General features: G+C 69.5%; 18 protein-coding genes. 14 read left to right on the forward strand and 4 right to left on the reverse strand.

Annotation, left to right across the window (positions count from 1 at the left end; translation table 11 throughout):
- Positions 1 to 67 precede the first annotated feature (67 nt).
- Entirely contained in the window at positions 68 to 889 is an 822-nt protein-coding gene (locus tag C1926_RS00315; RefSeq protein ID WP_174208711.1) for an ATP-binding cassette domain-containing protein, read from the reverse strand.
- 153 nt (positions 890 to 1,042) lie between these two features.
- Here C1926_RS00315 and C1926_RS00320 point away from each other — a divergent pair, with 153 nt between their 5' ends.
- The 6 genes from C1926_RS00320 (at position 1,043) to C1926_RS00345 (ending at position 8,278) form a co-directional block, all read left to right on the forward strand.
- Positions 1,043 to 2,245: a fatty acid desaturase gene (locus C1926_RS00320; protein ID WP_108757879.1), complete on the forward strand. Its 1,203-nt coding sequence runs from the start codon at positions 1,043 to 1,045 to the stop codon at positions 2,243 to 2,245.
- Positions 2,242 to 2,571, forward strand: a complete 330-nt coding sequence (locus C1926_RS00325) for an EF-hand domain-containing protein (RefSeq protein ID WP_108745616.1) — start codon at positions 2,242 to 2,244, stop codon at positions 2,569 to 2,571. Before C1926_RS00320 ends, C1926_RS00325 begins: the two co-directional genes overlap by 4 nt.
- 125 nt (positions 2,572 to 2,696) lie before the next feature.
- Positions 2,697 to 3,509 carry a bifunctional DNA-formamidopyrimidine glycosylase/DNA-(apurinic or apyrimidinic site) lyase gene (gene mutM, locus C1926_RS00330; RefSeq protein ID WP_108757880.1) on the forward strand — a complete coding sequence of 271 codons (813 nt, stop codon included), beginning with the start codon at positions 2,697 to 2,699 and terminating at the stop codon, positions 3,507 to 3,509.
- Positions 3,510 to 3,576: 67 nt separating this feature from the next.
- Entirely contained in the window at positions 3,577 to 4,143 is a 567-nt protein-coding gene (locus C1926_RS00335) for an ECF-type sigma factor (RefSeq protein ID WP_079224557.1), read from the forward strand.
- A gap of 16 nt (positions 4,144 to 4,159) precedes the next feature.
- The gene (locus C1926_RS00340; protein ID WP_108757881.1) at positions 4,160 to 6,625 is read left to right on the forward strand and encodes a serine/threonine-protein kinase; all 2,466 of its coding nucleotides are present in this window, start codon (positions 4,160 to 4,162) and stop codon (positions 6,623 to 6,625) included.
- 48 nt (positions 6,626 to 6,673) lie between these two features.
- Positions 6,674 to 8,278: a glucan biosynthesis protein D gene (locus tag C1926_RS00345; protein ID WP_079224561.1), complete on the forward strand. Its 1,605-nt coding sequence runs from the start codon at positions 6,674 to 6,676 to the stop codon at positions 8,276 to 8,278.
- Positions 8,279 to 8,342: 64 nt separating this feature from the next.
- On the opposite strand, the gene C1926_RS00350 is transcribed toward C1926_RS00345, so the two are convergent.
- Positions 8,343 to 9,074 (reverse strand): sel1 repeat family protein, encoded by a 732-nt coding sequence (locus tag C1926_RS00350; protein ID WP_108757882.1) that lies wholly within the window; start codon positions 9,072 to 9,074, stop codon positions 8,343 to 8,345.
- A gap of 83 nt (positions 9,075 to 9,157) precedes the next feature.
- On the reverse strand, positions 9,158 to 9,778 hold the full coding sequence (locus C1926_RS00355) for a thymidine kinase (RefSeq protein WP_079224565.1): 621 nt from the start codon (positions 9,776 to 9,778) through the stop codon (positions 9,158 to 9,160).
- A gap of 101 nt (positions 9,779 to 9,879) precedes the next feature.
- Here C1926_RS00355 and C1926_RS00360 point away from each other — a divergent pair, with 101 nt between their 5' ends.
- Both C1926_RS00360 and C1926_RS00365 read left to right on the forward strand, forming a co-directional pair.
- Complete coding sequence (locus C1926_RS00360; RefSeq protein WP_108757883.1) at positions 9,880 to 11,856, forward strand: UvrD-helicase domain-containing protein; 1,977 nt, start codon at positions 9,880 to 9,882, stop codon at positions 11,854 to 11,856.
- Positions 11,857 to 11,973: 117 nt separating this feature from the next.
- A complete protein-coding gene (locus C1926_RS00365; protein WP_108757884.1) occupies positions 11,974 to 12,498 on the forward strand; it encodes a GNAT family N-acetyltransferase in 525 nt (174 codons plus the stop codon).
- Positions 12,499 to 12,639: 141 nt separating this feature from the next.
- Here C1926_RS00365 and C1926_RS00370 read toward each other — a convergent pair whose 3' ends face one another.
- Positions 12,640 to 13,296, reverse strand: coding sequence for a DUF480 domain-containing protein (locus C1926_RS00370; RefSeq protein WP_108757885.1), 657 nt, complete (start codon positions 13,294 to 13,296; stop codon positions 12,640 to 12,642).
- A gap of 102 nt (positions 13,297 to 13,398) precedes the next feature.
- Here C1926_RS00370 and C1926_RS00375 point away from each other — a divergent pair, with 102 nt between their 5' ends.
- The 6 genes from C1926_RS00375 to C1926_RS00400 all read left to right on the forward strand — a co-directional run bounded on the left by C1926_RS00375 (position 13,399) and on the right by C1926_RS00400 (position 20,320).
- Positions 13,399 to 14,322 carry a 5'-nucleotidase, lipoprotein e(P4) family gene (locus C1926_RS00375; RefSeq protein ID WP_079224572.1) on the forward strand — a complete coding sequence of 308 codons (924 nt, stop codon included), beginning with the start codon at positions 13,399 to 13,401 and terminating at the stop codon, positions 14,320 to 14,322.
- On the forward strand, positions 14,319 to 15,044 hold the full coding sequence (pyrF, locus tag C1926_RS00380) for an orotidine-5'-phosphate decarboxylase (RefSeq protein ID WP_108757886.1): 726 nt from the start codon (positions 14,319 to 14,321) through the stop codon (positions 15,042 to 15,044). Before C1926_RS00375 ends, pyrF begins: the two co-directional genes overlap by 4 nt.
- A gap of 219 nt (positions 15,045 to 15,263) precedes the next feature.
- Entirely contained in the window at positions 15,264 to 16,085 is an 822-nt protein-coding gene (locus C1926_RS00385) for a serine protease (protein ID WP_108757887.1), read from the forward strand.
- Positions 16,086 to 16,422: 337 nt separating this feature from the next.
- Positions 16,423 to 17,376, forward strand: coding sequence for a hypothetical protein (locus C1926_RS00390; protein WP_108757888.1), 954 nt, complete (start codon positions 16,423 to 16,425; stop codon positions 17,374 to 17,376).
- Complete coding sequence (plsB, locus tag C1926_RS00395) at positions 17,376 to 20,012, forward strand: glycerol-3-phosphate 1-O-acyltransferase PlsB (RefSeq protein WP_079224579.1); 2,637 nt, start codon at positions 17,376 to 17,378, stop codon at positions 20,010 to 20,012. Before C1926_RS00390 ends, plsB begins: the two co-directional genes overlap by 1 nt.
- Entirely contained in the window at positions 20,009 to 20,320 is a 312-nt protein-coding gene (locus tag C1926_RS00400) for a hypothetical protein (RefSeq protein WP_108757889.1), read from the forward strand. The genes plsB and C1926_RS00400 overlap by 4 nt, the downstream gene beginning before the upstream one ends.
- Positions 20,321 to 20,323 lie beyond the last annotated feature (3 nt).

Below are 20,323 nucleotides of genomic sequence, written 5' to 3' on the forward strand. Positions count from 1 at the left end.
GAACCCCGCGCTGCGCGCGATAGTCGACTAACAGTCGACTCTACCGCCGTCCCGCCGTCCCGACGCGCTACCCCGCGTACGCGGTCAAGACCCCATTCTGTTCCACCACGCTGATCGCCCCGCCGAATACTGCGGACAGCGGTTCGTCGCGCAGCAGTTCATCGCGGGTGCCGTCGGCCAGCACGCGGCCGTCGCGCAGCAGCACCACGCGTTCGATCTCGGGAATCACTTCCTCGATATGGTGGGTGACCAGCACCAGGGTGATGCCCTGCTGGGCCAGCACGCGCATGGTCGCCACCAGCTGCTGGCGCGCCACCAGGTCCAGACCGGTGGAGGGCTCATCCAGCAGCAGCGCCTGCGGCCGGTTGACCAGGGCGCGGGCGATCAGCACCCGGCGGGTCTCGCCGGCCGACAGTTCGGCATAGGCGCGCTCGCGCAGGGCCAGTGCGCCGGTCATCGCCAGCGTCTCGCCCACCCGTGCCCGCATGTCCGCCGTCACCTCGCGGAACGCCGGCACCACGTAGCTGGCGAAGAAGCCGGACAGCACCGCCTGTTCCACGGTCAGCCCGGGCATGTCGGACAGGTTGCTGCTGAGGTCGCCGGTGACGATGCCCAGCTGCGAACGCAGGCGATCGACCTGCCAGCGGTTCTGCCCCAGGACCTTCACCGCCACCCGGCCGTCTGCCTGGGCCAGCGGGTACAGCTCGCGGGTGATCAGCTTGATGAACGTCGATTTGCCGCAGCCGTTCGGGCCCAGCAGCGCGGTGTGCTGGCCCTGCGCGATGCGCAGGCTGAGCCCGTGCAGGACCTTCACCTGGCCGCGGACCACGCTGGCGTGGTCCAGTTCGATCAGCGGCGGCAGCTCCGCAGCGGACGGGGCAGTGGTAATGGCGCGGGTGCGCGGATCAAGGCTCGACAACTCAGGTCCCCAACTGTGAACAGTGCCACTTTATGACGGTGCACGACGACCGTCGCGAGGGTGCAGTTTGCAACTTAAGCGCCCATCATGTCTGCCATCCCCGCGTCGATCTGGAGTGCCGCCATGCCCGATGCCCTGATCTCCCTGCTCACCGGTGGCGTGCTCGGCCTGGGTGGCTGGGCCATGCTGGCGGTGCTGCTGGTATTCACCCAGCTCACCATCTTCTCGGTCACGCTGTACCTGCACCGCAGCCAGGCGCATCGCGGGGTCGATTTCCATCCGGCCGTCGCGCATGTGTTCCGCTTCTGGCTGTGGCTGACCACCTCGATGATCACCCGTGAGTGGGTGGCCATCCACCGCAAGCACCACGCCAAGGTGGAAACCGAGGACGACCCGCACAGCCCGGTCACCCGCGGCATCGGCAAGGTCTTCTGGCACGGCGTGGAGCTCTACCGCGAGGCCCGCGGCATGCGTGCGGACATCGAACAGTACGGCCGTGGCACCCCGGACGATGCCATCGAGCGCCACCTTTACACCCCGCGCGCCACCCTCGGCCCGGTCCTGCTGCTGGCCATCAACAGCGTGCTGTTCGGCCTGCCCGGCGTGGCCCTGTGGGCGATCCAGATGGCGTGGATCCCGTTCTGGGCCGCAGGCGTGGTCAACGGCCTGGGCCACTGGTGGGGCTACCGCAACTACGAGTCGGCCGACACCTCCACCAACCTCACGCCGTGGGCGTTCTGGATTGGTGGCGAGGAACTGCACAACAACCACCATGCCTTCCCCAGCTCGGCGCGCTTTGCCATGCGGCGCTGGGAGTTCGACATCGGCTGGAGCGCGATCCGCCTGCTGCAGGCGCTGCGCCTGGCCAAGGTGCTGCGCGTTGCACCGGCCATGGACGTGCGCCCGAACATCGCCGTGCCCGATGCCGAGACCCTGAAGGCGCTGCTCTCGCACCGCTTCCAGGCGATGACCGATTACCAGCGCAACGTGTTCATGCCGGCCCTGCGCGAGGAAGCCACGCAGGCCGGGGCGAAGCTGCGCCGCCTGTTGCCGCGCCGCCTGCGCCGTGGCCTGGTCAACGATGGCCGCTGGCTGCAGCCGGACAGCCGCGCACAGCTCAGCGCGTGGGTCGCGCAGCGCCCGCGCATCCGCACCCTGGTGGAATACCGCGCGCGCCTTGCCGCGCTGCTGGAAGCCCGTGGCCACGATGCCGCCGAGCGCCTGCGCCACCTGCAGGCGTGGTGCCACGAGGCCGAGGAAAGCGGCATCGCTGCGCTGCAGGCGTACGCCGCCCGGTTGAAGGGCTACACCCTGGTGCGCGCATGAGGCAGCTGCTGGTTCCGCTGCTGTGCCTGCTGCCGCTGGCTGCGGCAGCGCAGGTCAGTGACACCGCCACCTACTTGCAGCGCATGGACAGCGATGGCGATGGCAAGGTCAGCGAAACCGAATACGTGCAGTGGATGCTGTATGCCTTCGACCACATGGACCGCAACGGCGACGGTGTGCTGACCGCCGATGAACTGCCCGGTGGCAAGGGCAGGCCGATCACCCGCGAGCAGCAGCGCCAGGTGATCGTGCAGCGCTTCCACAAGCAGGACGCCAATGGCGATGGTTACCTGGATGCTCGCGAACTGTCGGCGCCGCCGCGCTGACGTCGCGGTAGCGCCGGGCCATGCCCGGCGAGCGCAGGGGTGTGGACGGGAAGCCTGCCGCCGGGCACGGCCCGGCGCTACCGGTTGGTGACGGATCGCGTGTCGTGCGGGCGTAGAATCAGCCCATGCCTGAACTGCCCGAAGTAGAAACCACCCGCCGCGGCCTGGCGCCGCACCTGGAGGGCCGCCGCGTCCACGGGGTGATCCTGCGCCGCGCCGGCCTGCGCTGGCCGATTCCGCCGGAGGTGGCCGATCTGTTGCCGGGGCAGCGCATCGAGGCGGTGCGCCGGCGGGCGAAGTACCTGCTGCTCGACACCGCCGTGGGCAGCGCGGTGCTGCACCTGGGCATGTCCGGCAGCCTGCGCGTGCTGCCCGGTGACACGCCGCTGCGCGCGCACGACCATGTGGATATCAGCCTGGACAATGGCCGCCTGTTGCGCTTCAACGACCCACGGCGCTTCGGCAGCCTGCTCTGGCAGCCGGCCGGCGAGGTCCACCCGCTGCTGCAGGGGCTGGGCCCGGAGCCGCTGGACGACGCCTTCGACGGCGACTACCTGTTCGAACGCAGCCGCGGCCGCAGCGCGCCGGTGAAGACCTTCCTGATGGACCAGGCGGTGGTGGTCGGGGTGGGCAACATCTACGCTGCCGAAAGCCTGTTCAAGGCCGGCATCAGCCCGCTGCGTGAAGCCGGCAAGGTCTCGCGTGAACGCTATCGTCGGCTGGCCCGCGAAGTGAAGGACACCCTCGGCTATGCCATCACGCGCGGCGGCACCACCCTGCGTGATTTCATCAGCCCCGATGGTGCCCCGGGCTACTTCGAGCAGGAGCTGCTGGTCTATGGCCGCGACGGCCTGCCGTGCCCGCAGTGCGGGCGCCCGCTCAAGCACGCGATGATCGGCCAGCGCGCCAGCGTGTGGTGCAGCCGCTGCCAGCGCTGAATATCTTCATGCAGCGGACGCGGGCGGCGTTATAGTCCGCACAGCATCCGCTGCGGGGGAGGTTGCGATGGACGAAGGACCGGATATCACTGTCTGGCTTGATGCCGCGCGCGGTGGCGACCGCACGGCGCTGGACCGCGTGCTGACCACGCTTTACCAGGAACTGCACGGCATGGCCCGGCGCCAGCTGGCCGGCCAGCAGGGGCGCACCCTGGACGCCACCTCGCTGGTGCACGAGTCCTATCTGAAACTGCTCGGCAGCCGCGGCGCGGCGCGCTTCGAGGATCGCGCGCACTTCTTCGCCTATGCCGCCTCGGCCATGCGCAGCGTGGTGGTCGACTACGCGCGCAACCGGCTGGCGCGCAAGCGCGGCGGCGACCTGAAGCGGGTGGCCGAGATCCCCGAGAACAGCAGCAGCGGCGTGCGCCTGGACGAAGACCTGCTGGCGCTGGATGTCGCCCTGGAGCGCCTGCAGGCGGTCGATGTGCACCTGGCGCGGGTGGTCGAGCTGCGCTACTTCGCCGGCCTGTCCGAACAGGAGATCGCCGAACTCAGCCAGCGCTCGGAGCGCAGCATCCGCCGCGACTGGCAGAAGGCGCGGTTGTTCCTGCTGGCGGCGATGCGCGGCGACTGAGGCGCGCAGGCCGACCATGGATGCCGCGCGCTGGCAGCAACTGTCGTCCTGGCTGGACCAGCTGCTGGAGCTGGCCCCGGAGGCGCGGAAGCTGCGCCTGCAGCGCCTGGCCGAGCATGACCCGACCCTGGGCCGCGACCTGGAACACCTGCTGCTGCAGGAGGCCGACAGCCAGGAGTTCATGGCCCAGCCGCTGTGGACTGCACCGCCACCGGGGCGCGCCGGCAGCCAGGTAGGCCCTTACCGCCTGCTGGGCCCACTGGGCGAAGGCGGCATGGGCGAAGTCTGGCTGGCCGAGCGCTGCGACGGCCTGTACCAGCGCCAGGTGGCGCTGAAACTGCTGCGCAGCGGCGTGGCCGACCCCGGGCTGCGGCAGCGCTTCGGCCGCGAGCGGCAGATCCTGGCCCGCCTGCAGCATCCGCACCTGGCCCAGCTGCTGGATGCCGGCGTGGACCAGCACGGCCAGCCCTACCTGGCGCTGGACTACGTGGAAGGCGAACCGATCAGCGACTACTGCCGGCGCCTGCAGCCCCCGCTGGAAACCCGCCTGCAGCTGATGCTGCAGGTCTGCGCGGTGGTCAGCCATGCCCATGCCAACCTGGTGGTGCACCGCGACCTGAAGCCCTCCAACATCCTGGTGCGCGCCGATGGCACGGTGAAGCTGCTCGATTTCGGTATCGCCGCGCTGCTCGACCACGACGATGCCGATGCCACCCACCCGCCCACCGAGGTGCGCGCGTTCACCCTGCACTACGCCGCGCCGGAACAGGTGCGCGGCGAGGCGGTGACCACCCTCACCGATGTCTACTCGCTGGGCGTGGTGCTGTTCGAGGTGGTGACCGGGCACAAGCCCTACCGCCTGCGCCGGCACAGCGATGCCGAATGGGAACGGTCGATCCTGGACGTGCAGGTCCCGCGCGCTTCGGCGCTGCTGCAGCGCCTGGCCGACCAGCCGGGTGCCGCCCGGCGCGCGCTGCAGCGGCAGGCCCGGCAGCTGCGCGGCGACCTCGACGTGCTGCTGGAAAAGGCCCTGCAGAAGGATCCCGCACAGCGCTACGCCTCGGCCGAGGCGCTGGCCGGCGACCTGCAACGCTACCTGCAGGGCCGGCCGATCCAGGCCCGGCCGCCCGGCGTGGGCTACCGGGTGAACAAGTACATCGGCCGCCACCGCTGGGGCGTGGCGCTGGCCTCGCTGGCGGTGCTGGCCCTGCTCGGTACCACCTCCATCGCGTTGTGGCAGGCGCGCCAGGCGCAGGTGGAAATGGCCCGCGCGCAGGCGATGCAGGATTTCACCGTCAGCCTGTTCGACAAGGCGGCCAGTGAGCGCCATGGCCATTTCGACGTGCCGCAGCTGCTGGCCACCGGGCAGCAGCGCGGTGAGGCAGAGCTGGCCGACCAGCCCCTGGCGCTGGCCGAACTGGAAGGCGTGATCGGCCGCCTGCGGATCGGCCTGGGCGACTACCAGCTGGCCCTGCAGACCCTGGACCAGCAACGCCGGCTCCTGCAGCAGGTGGACGACGTGCCGCCTGCCCTGCAGCTGGAAGCAGTGACCCAGCGGGGTCGCGCGCTGCGCATGCTGGGCCGCGACCGCGACTGCCTGGCGCACCTGCAACCGCTGCAGCCATTGGCCGCCAGCGAAGCCGACGCACTGCCGGCGACGGTGGCCGAGTTCCACAGCCAGCTGGGTCGCTGCCAGGCGCAGCTGGGCAATGCGGAGGCGGCGCGCGCGTCATTCGAACAGGCCCTCGCCCTGCGCCACGAGGGCATCGGCCAGCGCTTTGGCCGCGCCGAATCGCTGGCCGACCTGGCCGGGCTGGATGCCAGCGCCGGCGACCTGCCTGCGGCGCTGGCAGGTTACCAGCAGGCGTTGGGCCTGCTGGACCAGCCGAGCGATGGCCGCAGCCCGCAGGTGATCGGCCTGCACCGCCAGCGGGGCGAAGTGTTGGCGCGGCAAGGCCGGACCGAGGCCGCTGCCAGCGAACTGGACCTGGCCTGGCAGGCGGCACAGGATGCCTGGGGCCCGCGCCATCCCGAGGCGCTGGTGGTGCGCCGCGCCCGCGCGATGCTGGCCCTGCAGCGCGGGCAGGGCGAACAGGCAGGGCAGGAGCTGCAGCAGGTCCAGGCGCAGTTGCTGGCCGCGTTGGGCCCGGCCCACCGCGAAGTGGGCCAGGGCGAGTTCGCACTGGGGCAATGGGCCAGCGATCGGGGGGATGCCGCCCTGGCCGCCAGGCACTACGCGCGGGCGGTGGCGATCTGGCGCCAGCCCGACCACACCGCCCTGCTGCCGCAGGCGTTGCTGGCACAGGCAAGCGCGCTGCAGCAGGCCGGGCAACCGGGCCCCGCGCGCGCTGCGCTGGCCGAAGCGCGCCAGCTGCTGCTGGCCCAGCGCGGGGCACAGGCCCCGGCACTGCGTGAGCTGGACGCGCGGCTGGCCGCGCTGGCGCAGCCTGAACCAGCCGTACAGCCCTCCGCTGCCCGTTAACGTTTGTCTGCCTATGATGGCCGACCTTTCCTTTGCTTCCGCGCCTGCATGCAACGACGCGACTTCCTCCGCAATGCCTCCCTGGCCCTGGCCGCCTTTGGCCTGCCGACCCTGCCGGCCTGCGCGGCCGGGAAGAGTGGCCAGCTCGGCCTGCGCCGGCTCGGCCAGCCGCAGCCGTTCGACTTCGCCACCCTGAAGGGCCAGGCCCGCGCACTGGCGCAGGCGCCGTACCAGAGCCACAAGCGGGTGCTGCCCAAGCCGCTGGAAGCCCTCGACTGGGACCAGTACCAATCCATCGGCTACCGCCAGGACCATGCGCTGTGGGCCGACCAGCCCGGCAAGTTCCAGGCGAAGTTCTTCCACCTGGGCCTGTATTTCCATTCGCCGGTGCGGATGTTCGACGTGGTCGACGGCAAGGCGCAGGAACTGGCCTATGACGGTGCAGCGTTCAACTACGGCAAGAGCGGCCTGAAGAACGGCGAGCTGCCGGCCGACCTGGGCTTTGCCGGGTTCCGCCTGAACACCCGCAAGGACACCGACCGCGATTTTGCCGCCTTCCTCGGCGCCAGCTATTTCCGCGCCGTCGGCAAGGAAGGCCAGTACGGCCAGTCCGCGCGTGCGCTGGCCATCGATACCGGCATGGGCAAGCCGGAGGAATTCCCCGATTTCATCGCCTACTACCTGGAACAGCCGGCGGCCGACTCGGACACGATCGTGGTCTACGGCCTGCTCGATTCGCCCAGCGTGGCCGGCGCCTACCGCTTCGCCATCACCAATGGCGACGTGCTGCTGATGGATATCGACAGTGCACTGTACCCGCGCAAGGCGATCGAGCGCCTGGGCATCGCCCCGTGCACCAGCATGTACCAGGTGGGCGAGAACGACCGCCGCATGGGGTGGGACTGGCGCCCGGAAATCCACGACACCGATGGCCTGTCGATGTGGACCGGTGCCGGCGAATGGATCTGGCGACCGCTGGTGAACCCGCGCAACCTGCGCTTCAACATGTTCGTCGACCACAACCCGCGCGGCTTCGGCCTGCTGCAGCGTGACCGCAACTTCGACCATTACCAGGATGACGGCGTGTTCTACGAGAAGCGCCCGTGCCTGTGGGTGGAACCGAAGGGCGAGTGGGGCGATGGTTCGGTGCAGCTGGTGGAGATCCCCACCGTGGACGAAACCTTCGACAACATCGTGGCGTTCTGGAACCCGAAGGAAAAGCCGCAGCCGGGCCAGGAGCTGCTGGTCGGCTACCGCCTGTTCTGGGGCGCCGAGCCGCCGGCACGCACGCCGCTGGCGCACTGCGTGGCCACCCACACCGGCCTGGGCGGCGTGGTGGGCAAGAAGCGCGAGTACTTCAGCTGGCGCTTTGCGGTGGACTTCGAAGGCGGCGAGCTGGCCAGGCTGATCGACAAGGGCGAAGTGGAGGCGGTGGTGGAAGCCAGCCGCGGCCGGGTGGAGATCGTGTCGGCGCGGCCGCTGCGCGAGATCAACGGCTACCGCGCGATGTTCGACCTGGTGCCGCCGGAGGGCAGCACCGAGCAGATCGACATCCGCCTGTACCTGCGCAGTGGCGGCAAGCCGCTCACCGAAACCTGGCTGTACCAGTACACCCCGCCGCCGGCGGGCGCACCGGAGCGCACGCTGTACTGAGGCCGCGCTGTAACCGGAGCATGTGGGCGTGCAGGGCGCCGCCCTGCACGCCATGCCGGCGGTGTTACTTGCCGCCGGTGTCTGCCGGTGCAGGTACCGGCGGTGGTGCAGGTGCGACGGTGGGCACGCCGACGTCAACCGTGCCGCGCCGGATCTTCATCCAGTTTTCGTCCTGCCAGCGCTGGTAGCGGTCGGGATCCCAATAGGTGGGGTCATACAGGCGATCGGCCTTGATGGTGCGGCTCACGCCCCCGTCCATGTAGACAATGTCCACGTTGTTGGACAGCGAGCCGGTGCGGCTGCCGGTCATCGCCCGCTTGCCGCGCTGCAGTTCGGCGGCCAGGCGCGGCCGGGCCGCTGCATCACCGTACTCATCGCGCAGCCGCAGTGCCTGCGCCCGTGCCTCTGCCTGCTTTTCCAGCGGCAATGCGGCCCAGAACCTGTCACGCAGCTCAAGCATCAGCGGGTAGCCGCGCTCGGAGGCGACATCCATCCAGGCGTAGGCCATGACCGGGTCGGCGGCACGCTTGACGCCGTACCAGTACATCTCGCCGAGCAGGCCCTGTGCCGGCTTGTCCGCATAGCGGGCAGCCTTGCGGAAATTGTCCATCGCCGCCTCGGCATCACCCTGCTGCAGGGCATTCATTCCCCACTGGCGGAACTTCATGTCCGGATGGCCATCCAGGAAGCCGGCGCCGAGCAGCGCCGCATCGTCCTGCGGCGAAGCCGCCTGGCCGGCTGCCGTGGCAAGCCCCGGCAGGAACATCAAAGGAAGCAGCAACAGGACGGAGCGCATGACGGACTTCCCGATCAACGGTGACGTTGGCCCAGCCTAGGGCGGTCACCGCGGCCTTGTAAACGGCCGGACGTCACGCCCGCCTACAGCGGCAGGGGCGCCTGCGCCGGGTCGATCCGGCCTTCACCGCGGGTGATTTTCTTGAATTCCGCCCGGCTCACCGACACATAGCGCTCGTTGCCACCGATCTCGACCTGCGGGCCGTCCTGCACGGCGTGGCCATGCTCGTCCACGCGCACGGTCATCGTCGCCTTCTTGCCGCTGTGGCAGATCGTCTTGATCTCCTGCATCTCGTCGGCCCAGGCCAGCAGGTACTGGCTGCCCTCGAACAGCTCGCCGCGGAAATCGGTGCGCAGGCCGTAGCACAGCACCGGGATGCGCAGCTGGTCGACCACCTCGCTCAGCTGCCAGACCTGCGCGCGGGTCAGGAACTGTGCCTCGTCCACCAGCACGCAGCCCATCGGGCCGTTGTCGTCCAGGTCCTGCGCCACCCAGCGCTGCAGGTCGCTGTCGCGGTCGAAGGCCATGCCCTCGGCGCGCAGGCCGATGCGTGAGGCGACCACGCCGGCACCGGCGCGGTCGTCCAGGCGCGGGGTCAGGATCGCCACCCGCATGCCGCGCTCGCGGTAGTTGTGCGCGCTCTGCAGCAGGGTGGTGGTCTTGCCGGCGTTCATCGCCGAATAGTAGAAATAGAGCTTGGCCATCGGCCGATTGTACGCCGCTGCCCCGGCGCGCCGAAGCCGTTCAGCATCCCCACCGGCCGACGGCTGTGGCCGTCACCCGGGACCGCTACAATCCCCCTCCAATGCACGGTCTCAATCCTCCCCAAGCCGCCGCCGTCCTGCACATCGAAGGCCCGTTGCTGGTGCTCGCCGGTGCCGGCAGTGGCAAGACGCGCGTGATCGTCGAGAAGATCGCCCACCTGATCGGCTGCGGGCGTTACCCCGCGCGCCGCATCGCGGCGATCACCTTCACCAACAAGTCGGCCAAGGAAATGCGCGAGCGCGTGGCCAAGCGCCTGCGCGAGCAGGACGCCGACGAGGTGACCATCTGCACCTTCCACGCCCTGGGCCTGAAGTTCCTGCAGATCGAACACGCGGCGGTGGGCCTGAAGCGCGGCTTCTCGATCTTCGATGCCGACGATGCCGCCGCGCAGATCAAGGATCTGATGTCCGGCGCCAAGCCTGACGACATCGAGGACATGAAGAACCTGGTGTCGCGCGCGAAGAACGCCGGCCTGTCGCCCGAACAGGCGATGGCCGCCGCGCGCAGCAACCGCGAGAAGGAGGCGGCCAGCGTCTACGAGCGCTACCAGCTGCGCCTGACCGCGTTCAACGCGGTGGACTTCGACGACCTGATCCGCCTGCCGGTGCAGGTGCTGGAAGAGAACCCGGACATCGCCGTGGCCTGGCGCGAACGCATCGGCTACCTGCTGGTGGACGAATGCCAGGACACCAACGACGCGCAGTACCGCATGCTCAAGCAGCTGGCCGGCGAGAAAGGCAACTTCACCTGCGTGGGCGACGACGACCAGTCGATCTACGCCTGGCGCGGTGCCAACCCGGAAAACCTGCAGCAGATGGGGCGCGATTATCCGGCGCTGGAAATCATCAAGCTGGAGCAGAACTACCGCTGCTCCAACCGCGTGCTGCGCGCGGCCAACGCACTCATCGCCAACAACCCGCACGAACACCTGAAGAAGCTGTGGAGCGACCAGGCCGACGGCGAGCGCATCCGCGTGTGGGAGTGCCGCAACAGCGAACACGAAGCAGAAAAGGTCGCTGCCGAGATCGCCTTCGTGGCGCAGGCGCACAAGGTGCCGTGGAGTGATTTCTGCATCCTGTTCCGCGGCAACTTCCAGTCGCGGCCGCTGGAAAAGGCGATGCAGCTGCTGCGCATCCCCTACCACCTGACCGGCGGCACCATGTTCCTGGAACGCCAGGAAGTGAAGGACACGCTGGCCTGGCTGCGGCTGCTGGTGAACCCGGACGACGACACCGCGTTCATGCGTGCGGTGCAGTCGCCCAAGCGCGATGTCGGCGCCGGTACGCTGGCCAAGCTGGCCGAGCTGGCGCAGGAAAAAGACATCCCGATGGCGCATGCCGCCGAGGCGATCGGCGCGCTGCAGCAGCTGCCGCCGCGCGCGGCCAACAGCCTGGCGCGCTTCACCGACATCCTGCGCGACCTGCGCGCGCAGACCCGGCAGATCACGTCCGGCGACATGATCCGCAAGGTCGCCAAGGAATCAGGCCTGTTGAGCGAGCTGCGCCAGCAGGCCAAGGAAGAGGCCAGCTACCAGCGCCGTGCCAACAACATCGAAGAACTGGCGCAGTGGTTCGAGGGCGGCCCGCGCGGCGCCACCGCGGCTGATCTGGCCGGCCAGCTGGCGCTGCTCTCGCGCAGCGACAAGGATGAGGGCGGCAACCAGGTGCGCATGATGACGATGCACGCGTCCAAGGGCCTGGAATTCCCCTATGTCTTCATCGTTGGCTGCGAGGACGGCGTGCTGCCGCACCAGATCAGCCTGGACGAAGGCAACCTGCAGGAAGAGCGGCGCCTGCTGTACGTGGGCATCACCCGCGCCAAGATCCAGCTGTGGATGAGCTACAGCAAGCTGACGCGCAAGTTCGGCGAGCACGTGCGGCTGAAGCCGAGCCGGTTCTTCGAGGAGATTCCGGCCGAGGAGATCCAGCGCGATGGCGCGGACCCGGTGGCGGATGCGGCGCGGAAGAAGGAGCGCGCGACGGCGGGGTTGGCCGCGATCGAGGCGCTGTTCGACTAACAGGGGTCGGATCCCTTCCCATGGGGAAGGGCTCTGACCCCTAGACCGGACTGACCCGGGTCAGAGCCCTTCGCTGCGCGAAGGGATCCGACCCCGCCAGTCCACGGAGATCCGTGCATGCAACCCATCGAAAGCGAACGTCTGCGGCTGCGCCGCCTGGAACCAGACCGGGATGCTGCGCCGATGCTGGCGCTGCTCAATGATCCAGGCTTCGTGCGCTTCATCGGCGACCGCAACGTGCACAGCGAGGAACAGGCGCGGGAGTACATCGCGCTGCGCGTGCTGCACAGCTATGCGTTGAACGGGTTCGGCATGTACGCGATCGAGCGCCTGGCCGACGGCGCGTGGCTGGGCAATGCCGGGCTGGTGCGGCGCGATGGCCTGCCGGGGCCGGATATCGGCTATGCGGTGCTGTCGGAGTTCGCGGGGCAGGGCTATGCCAGCGAGGCGGCACGGGCGGTCGTGGCGCACGCGCGTGCCGAGCTGGGCATCGAGGACCTGTACGGCATCACCGACCTGGACAACGTGGCCTCCGGGCGGATCCTGCTGGGGCTGGGCATGCAGGAACGCGGGGTGATCCAGCTGCCGGGCGTGGACAGCCCCAGCCGGCTGTACGCCACGGCGGGGGCGGCCGAGGTCTGACCGTGCTGGTTGGGGTCGGATCCCGCAAGGCGGGCTCCGACCCCATGGCCAGGTTCACGCGCCGCTGTGCTCGCCGGGCATGGCCCGGCGCTACCCTGCGCACGGCATCCGGTAGCGCCGGGCCATGCCCGGCGGATGCCCTCAACCGCCGCGCAGTTCGGCCAGCTGCGCCTGCAGCTCGGCCACTGCCGCTTCCAGCTGGGCCACGCGCTCGGCCAGGCCGGGGTCGGCCGCTTCGCTGCTGCCACCGCCGCTGCTGGCGTACTTCGCCGCCAGGGCTGCACCGTCCACTTCACCGCACAGCAGGTGCATGTAGCGGTCCTCGCGCTGGCCGCTGGCGCGCGGCAGCACCACCAGCAGGGCGCGCTGCTGCAGGCGCTCGATGGCGTGGCGGGCTTCGTCCACGTCGGCGAAGCGGTACAGGCGCTCGCTGCGGGTGACCAGTTCGCCCAAGGTCTGCGGACCGCGCAGCAGCAGCATCGCCAGCAGCACGGTCTGCTGCCGGGTCAGGTCCAGCGCGCCCTGCAGGCGGTGCTCGTAGCGGTCGGCGCGCGAGGAGAAGTGCTGGCGCGCCAGGCCCAGTGTCTCCAGCTGGCGCAGGGCGTGCTGCACGCTGCCGGCATCGACGTTCATCACCGGCTCGCGGGCGGTCTTCTGGTTGGCCGCCGACTGCGCGGCATTGACCGTCAGCGGGTAGGTATCCGGGGTGGTCGCCTCCTTTTCCACCAGGCAGCCCAGCAGGCGGGCCTGGACGGCATCGAGCAGGGGGACGTCGGGGGTCTGGACGGGATCGGTCATGGCGGCCTCCGCAAGGCAACGGGTCAACCCCGAAGCATAGCCGTGCCACGGTCATCTTTGCCGGTAAAATGGCCGGGTATATCTGATTGCCGGTGAATCCTGATGCGTCGTCCCGTTTCCCTGTCCCTGACCCTGCTCGCCACTGCGGCGATCGGCCTGTCTGCCTGCAAGCGCGTGGATGCGCCTGCCGCCGAGACCCCCGCCCCCGATGCCCCGGCCGCGGCCGCCAAGGCCGACGGTGCGCTTGATGCGACCGCCAATGACAACCTCAATGCCGTGCTGTGGATGCAGCGTGCGCAGGAGTACAAGGCGATCACCGAACAGACCTACCGCGCCGCCGCCGACCACCTGGACGCCGCGCTGAAGGAAGCCCACTGGGATGCGCTGGTGCCGGAAGAACGCGGCAACGCGGCCAAGGGCCTGAAGCCGGCCGTGGTGCTGGACGTGGATGAAACCGTGCTGGACAACTCGCCCTACCAGGCGCGCCTGGTGCGCGACGGCAAGGAATACGACGAGCTGACCTGGGACCAGTGGGTGGCCGAGAAGAAGGCCAAGGCCATCCCCGGCGTGGTTGATTTCGCCAAGGCCGCCAACGCCAAGGGCGTGACCCTGCTGTACATCTCCAACCGCGCCGTGCACCTGAAGGACGCGACCCTGGCCAACCTGCGCGAGCAGGGCCTGCCGGTGGCCGACGACAGCGTGTTCCTGGGCCTGGGCACCGTGGTGAAGGACTGCGAGCAGAACGGCAGCGAGAAGAACTGCCGCCGCCGCCTGGCCGGCCAGCAGTACCGCGTGCTGATGCAGTTTGGTGACCAGATGGGTGACTTCGTGGAAGTGACCGCCAACACCAACGAAGGCCGCGACGCGCTGCTGCAGCAGTACCACGACTGGTTCGGCGAGCGCTGGTGGATGCTGCCGAACCCGACCTACGGCGGTTTCGAGCCGGCCCAGTTCAACAATGACTACACCCAGTCGCGCCAGGCCCGCCACGACGCCAAGCGTGCGGCGCTGGATTACGCACCGTGAGCCGCGCACCGCTGCCGCTGCGCGATGACGAACGGCTGATCTTCGCCCTGGACGTGCCTGACCGCGTGCAGGCGCTGGCGTGGGTCGATCGCCTGGGCGACAGCGTGGCGTTCTACAAGATCGGCATGGAACTGCTCGCCTCCGGCGAGTATTTCCAGGTGCTGGAGGAGCTGGCGCGCCGCGACAAGCGCGTGTTCGTCGACCTGAAGTTCTTCGACATCCCGGCCACCGCTGCGGCGGTGATCAAGCGCTTGTCGCAGTGGCCGGTCAGCTACGCCACCATCCACGGCTGGCACCCGGCGATGATGGAGGCCTGCGCGGCCGCCAACAGCAGCGACATGCGCCTGCTGGCGGTGACGGTGCTGACCTCGATGGGGCGCCCGGACCTGGCGCAGATGGGCATCGACCGCGAGCCGGTGGACGTGGTGGTCGAGCGCGCGCTGGCCGCCCAGGCCGCCGGCATCGATGGCGTGATCGCCTCCGGCCAGGAAGCTGGCCCGATCCGCGCCGCCACCGGCGCCGGGTTCTCGATCGTCTGCCCGGGCATCCGTCCGGGCGGCCCGGTAGGCGATGACCAGAAGCGCACCGTCGGCGTGGCCCAGGCCTTCGCCGATGGCGCCGATGCCATCGTGGTCGGCCGCCCGATCCGCCTGGCCGCCGATCCGCAGTCGGCTGCGCGGGCGATCCAGCAGGAAATCGCGTCGGCTCTGGCTGCACGCTGAGCCTGCCGGCGCCGCCGGTCACAGCGCAATACCGAACGCCATCCCGCCTCGTGTGGGATGGCGTTCGCATTTGTGGGCCCAGCGCTGTCGCTGTCGACCCCGCAGCGAAAAACCGTGCGCACGGTCGCACTGGATCGGAACGCCGCTCCCTCCCAATCGATGCACCGGCGCCGCCCACGGCTGCGCCGGTTCCAACCATCAGAGAGGGAGTACACGGATATGTATCGCAGCACCTCTGCAGTGCTTGCCGGCCTGTTGCTGGCTGTCAGCGCGGCGCCCGCCTTCGCCGCACCCGAGCCCCGCGAAACGCCGCGCATCATCGGCGGCGAGGACGCCCAGCCGGGGCAGTACCCGTTCATGGTCAGCATCCAGGGCGTTTTCGACGGTGACACCGACCATGACCGCCACTTCTGCGGCGGCACCCTCATTTCGCCGTCGTGGGTGCTGACCGCCGCGCACTGCATGCAGGGTGAAGCGCCCGCCGGAATCGCGGTGGCCGGCAACGTCACTGCGCTGTCCACCGGCGCCGCGCCGCGCGCCTCCAACGTCAAGGCCATCCATGTGCATCCGGCCTTCAACAGCGGCAATTCGCTGGAACACGACCTCGCCCTGATCCAGCTGGACGCCCCGCTGGCCGATGCGCAGCCGGTGACCCTGCGCCTGCGCCCGGACGCCAGCTACCTCAAGCCGGGTCGCGACTTCACCGTGATCGGCTGGGGCACCACCGAGGAGGGCGCCAGCGAGCTGCCGACCCAGCTGCAGACGGTGCAGGTGCCGTTCGTGCCGTTTGCCGACTGCCAGCACGCATACGCCGGCGAGCTCGCGCGCGGCAAGGTCATCTGCGCCGGGCGCGCGGGCGTCGACAGCTGCCAGGGCGATTCCGGCGGCCCGCTGATGCTCAAGCTGCGCGACGGCTGGACCCAGTTCGGCATCGTCAGCTGGGGTGAGGGCTGCGCGCGGCCCGGTTACCCCGGCGTTTATGCCCGAATCGCCGAAAAACATGCCGTAGATTTCATTGAATCGGTCTGGCAGAAGGATTGATTCAATAAAATCAATTATTTAAGTCATGTTACATGACGTATTGCCTTAACTTCGGCGGCGGCGTAGCATCGCCGCCATCCGGCCCCTGGGCCGGAGATGTGCCACAACTGTCCACCGGCCCCCGCGCCGGTTTGAAGAGCCTGCGATCCCCGTGATCCGGGCTCTTTTTTTATCGCCCGGGGTCGGATCCCTTTCGCGCGCGAAAGGGCTCTGACCCCGCTGCTTGGCCGTTTGCCCAAGGATCCGGCCCACTTTCCTGGCGGAACCGTGATCGCACGGCTTGCCGCTGTCACCTTGCAGGCCGCAAGATGCGGGCCGGTACGGGGAGTCCGATTGCATGAGCGTGGCAGTGCGACGAAGGTCTGCGCGTGGATGGGGGCTGGCAGCCATGGTGCTTCTGGCGATGGCCGCGTGCCGCCAATCCGGCAGCGACCCGGCCAAGCCGGCGGCCGAGCCGGTGGCGGCGGTGCAGGCCATGGCCCAGCGCCTGGTCGAGGATGATCTGGTCGGGTACGCGCGCCTGTCGGTGCCGCCGGGCCAGTACCAGCGCCTGCAGCAGGCCTGGACCGAGGGCCACAGCCAGTGGCCACTGGGCGAGCTGCCTCTGGGCGACCAGATGCTGCCGATGCTGGCCGCCCTGCGCGAGCCGCAGGCCGCCACCCAGCTGCAGCGCAGTTTCGACCGCCAGCTGGCCGGCCAGGCCAGCGCGGTGCGCCAGGCGGCCCAGTCGATGGGCAACTTCGGCGTGCAGTACCTGCGCCACCAGAAGGGCTACACCCCCAGCCAGCAGACGCATTACATCGCCCTGGTGGAAACCCTGGCCGGCTGGGCGCAGGGCGCGCCGATCAGCGACCGGGCCCGCGCCCGCAGCAGCATCGCCGCGCTGGTCGAGGCCGCCGCCAAGGTGGGCTTCGACGATGAAGACGGCCTGCGTGCAGCCGGCATGGAAGGCAGCCTGCAGCAGCTGGCGCCGTTTCTGCACACGGTCAAGGCGGTCCTGGCCAGCTACGGGCTGGGCGTGGACGACGCCCTGCGCAGCCTGCGCGGGGAACTGCTTTCAGTGGAAGGCGACAACGCCCTGGTGCGCATGGAGTACGAACTGGCCGGGCGCACCCTGCAGCTGCAGCTGCCGCTGAGCCGGCGTGAAGGCCACTGGTACCTGACCCGCACCCTGGCCGATACCGACGCCCTGCTGCGCAAGGCCGATGCGGCCCGCGCGGCGGCCGCGCCGGCGCCTGCGCAGGCCCCCGCCGCCAGCGGGGAAGCGGCAACCACGCCGCCTAAGCCATAATGGCGCCGATGTCGAAACAGAACCCGCTGCCGTTCCCCGGCGAAGAACCCCAGCAGACGCCCGCCGATCCGGCCGCGGCGTCTCCCTCGACCGGCACCGGCCCCAACCCGGTGCCGCCGCCCGCGCACGCCCGTCCCGCTGGCCGCCGCCCCCTGTGGGCAAGACTGCTTGGCCGCCTGGTCGAGCCGTGGCTGGCCCTGAAGATCGAGCCGGAAGACCCGGGCCAGTACAACGATGGCCGCCCGGTCGTCTACGTGCTGGAAGACTACGGCCTGTCCAACGCGCTGATCCTGGACAAGGCCTGCCGCCAGGCCGGCCTGCCGTCGCCGCTGGTGCCGCTGGCCGGCGACCCGACCGGCCGCAAGCGCGCCTACCTGGCCCTGTCGCGGCGCAGTTCCAGCAACTCGCTCATCCCCGAGCAGCGCGGCGCCAAGACCCACTCCGATTCGCTGGCCAAGGTCCTGCAGGCGCACCGCGTGCGCGATGACCTGGACGTGCACCTGGTGCCGGTGTCGATCTTCGTCGGCCGCGCGCCGGACAAGCAGAGCGGCTGGTTCGCCGTGCTGTTCTCGGAAAACTGGGCGCTGGTCGGCCGCTTCCGTCGCCTGCTGGGGCTGCTGCTGAACGGCCGCAGCACCATCGTGCGCTTCGCCCCGCCGATCTCGCTGCGCAGCACCGTGGACGAGGGCCTGGAGCCCGAACGCACCGTGCGCAAGCTGCAGCGCGTGCTGCGTACCCATTTCCGCCGCATCCGCGAATCGGTCATCGGCCCCGACCTGTCCACCCGGCGCCTGCTGGTGGACCAGGTGCTGGCCGCCGAACCGGTGCGCGAGGCGATTGCCGCCCAGGCCAAGCGCGACAACTCCAAGCCCGCCGACGCCTGGAAGAAGGCGCACGCCTACGCCTGGGAAATCGCCGCGGACTATTCCAGCCCGGTGGTGCGTTCGGCCAGCTTCATGCTCAGCCACGTGTGGAACCGCATCTACGCCGGCGTGCTGGTGCACCACCTGGACAAGTTCAAGGCCGCCGCGCCGGGCCACGAAGTGGTGTACGTGCCCAGCCACCGCAGCCACATGGACTACCTGCTGCTGTCCTACCTGCTGTACGACCGTGGCATCGTGCCGCCGCACATCGTGGCCGGCATCAACCTGAACCTGCCGGTGGTCGGCACCCTGCTGCGCAAGGGCGGTGCGTTCTTCATCCGCCGCTCGATCCGCGGCAACGCGCTGTACTCGGCCGTGCTCAGCGAATACGTCGCGCAGCTGGTGGCCGGCGGCTATTCCATCGAGTACTTCGTCGAGGGTGGCCGTTCGCGCACCGGGCGCCTGCTGCAGCCCAAGGGCGGCATGATCTCGATGACCCTGCGCGCGTTCCTGCGCCAGCCGCGCAAGCCGGTGCTGTTCCAGCCCATCTACATCGGCTACGAGAAGCTGATGGAAGGCGGCAGCTACCTGGACGAACTGTCCGGGCGGCCGAAGGAGAAGGAATCGATCTGGTCGCTGCTGTGGGGCATCCCCAAGGTGCTCAAGCAGAACTACGGCCAGGTGGTGGTGAACTTCGGTGAACCGATCGCCCTGAACGACGTGCTGGCCGAGAAGGCGCCGGAGTGGAACGGCGAGGCGGTGCCGGAGGATGAGAAGCCGTCGTGGCTGTCGACCACCGTGGACACCCTGGCCGACCGCATCCAGGTGCGCATCAACGGTGCCGCCGACGTCAACCCGATCAACCTGCTGGCGCTGGCGCTGCTGTCCACGCCCAAGCACGCGATGGGCGAGGCCGACCTGATCGCGCAGATCGAGCTGTGCAAGACGCTGCTGGAAGAGATGCCGTATTCGGGCCGGGTGACGGTGACCCCGCACTCGCCGGAGCGCATCATCGCCCACGCCGAGGAAATCAACGTCCTCACCCGCATCAAGCACCCGCTGGGCGACGTGCTCAGCGTCAGCGGCGATACCGCGGTGCTGCTCAGCTACTTCCGCAACAACGTGGTGCACCTGTTCACCGCCTCGTCGTGGGTGGCCTGCTGCTTCCAGAACAACCGCCGCATGAGCCGCACCGGCCTGGTCCGCCTGGGCCGCACCGTGTACCCGTTCCTGCAGGCCGAGCTGTTCCTGCCGTGGAACGAGGACGAGTTCGCCCAGCGCATCGAACAGACCATCGACGTGTTCATCCGCGAGGGCCTGCTGCAGCAGGTCAACGACGATGACGGCGGCATGCTGACCCGCAACACCGGGCAGACCGACGAGGTGTTCCGCCTGCGTGCCATCGGCCATTCGCTGCAGCAGGCGTTCGAGCGGTACTACATCGCCATTTCGGTGCTGGTGAAGAACGGCCCGGGCACGCTGGGCACCGCCGAGCTGGAAAGCCTGTGCCAGCAGGCTGCGCAGCGCCTGAGCCTACTGTACGCGCCGGCCGCGCCGGAGTTCTTCGACAAGTCGCTGTTCCGTGGCTTCATCCAGAAGCTGCGCGAGCTGCGCCTGGTGTGGCCGGACGAGAACAGCAAGCTGCTGTTCGACGACCGCCTGGACAGCTGGGCCAAGGATGCCAAGTTCATCCTCGGCCGCGAACTGCGCCACACCATCGAGCGCGTCAGCCCGGAAGCGGCGCGCCCGGAAGAACCGACGCCGCAGCCATGAACCGCGCTGGCCGGTGGATCAGCCCCGCGTGGCTGCTGCCGGCCCTGCTGCTCGCCGCCGGCACTGCCCAGGCGGCACCGGCCTGCGTGGAGGACACCCTGCCGGGGCGGTTGGCCGATGCACCGGTGCGCCTGTGCGTGGACGCCGGCGACGGCGCTGTGCCGCGCTACACCCTGTGGCTGGCCGGTGCCGAGCGCATTGCCGGCGATGAAGACGCAGCCGCCGGCGCGGGCCTGCAGGGCGACTGGTACGGCCACCCGCTGCGCCTGCATTGCCGCGTGGACGGGCCGTGCGCCGCTGCGCGCTGAGCG

It is taken from the genome of Stenotrophomonas sp. ZAC14A_NAIMI4_1, from assembly GCF_003086915.1.
Taxonomy (GTDB): Bacteria; Pseudomonadota; Gammaproteobacteria; order Xanthomonadales; family Xanthomonadaceae; genus Stenotrophomonas.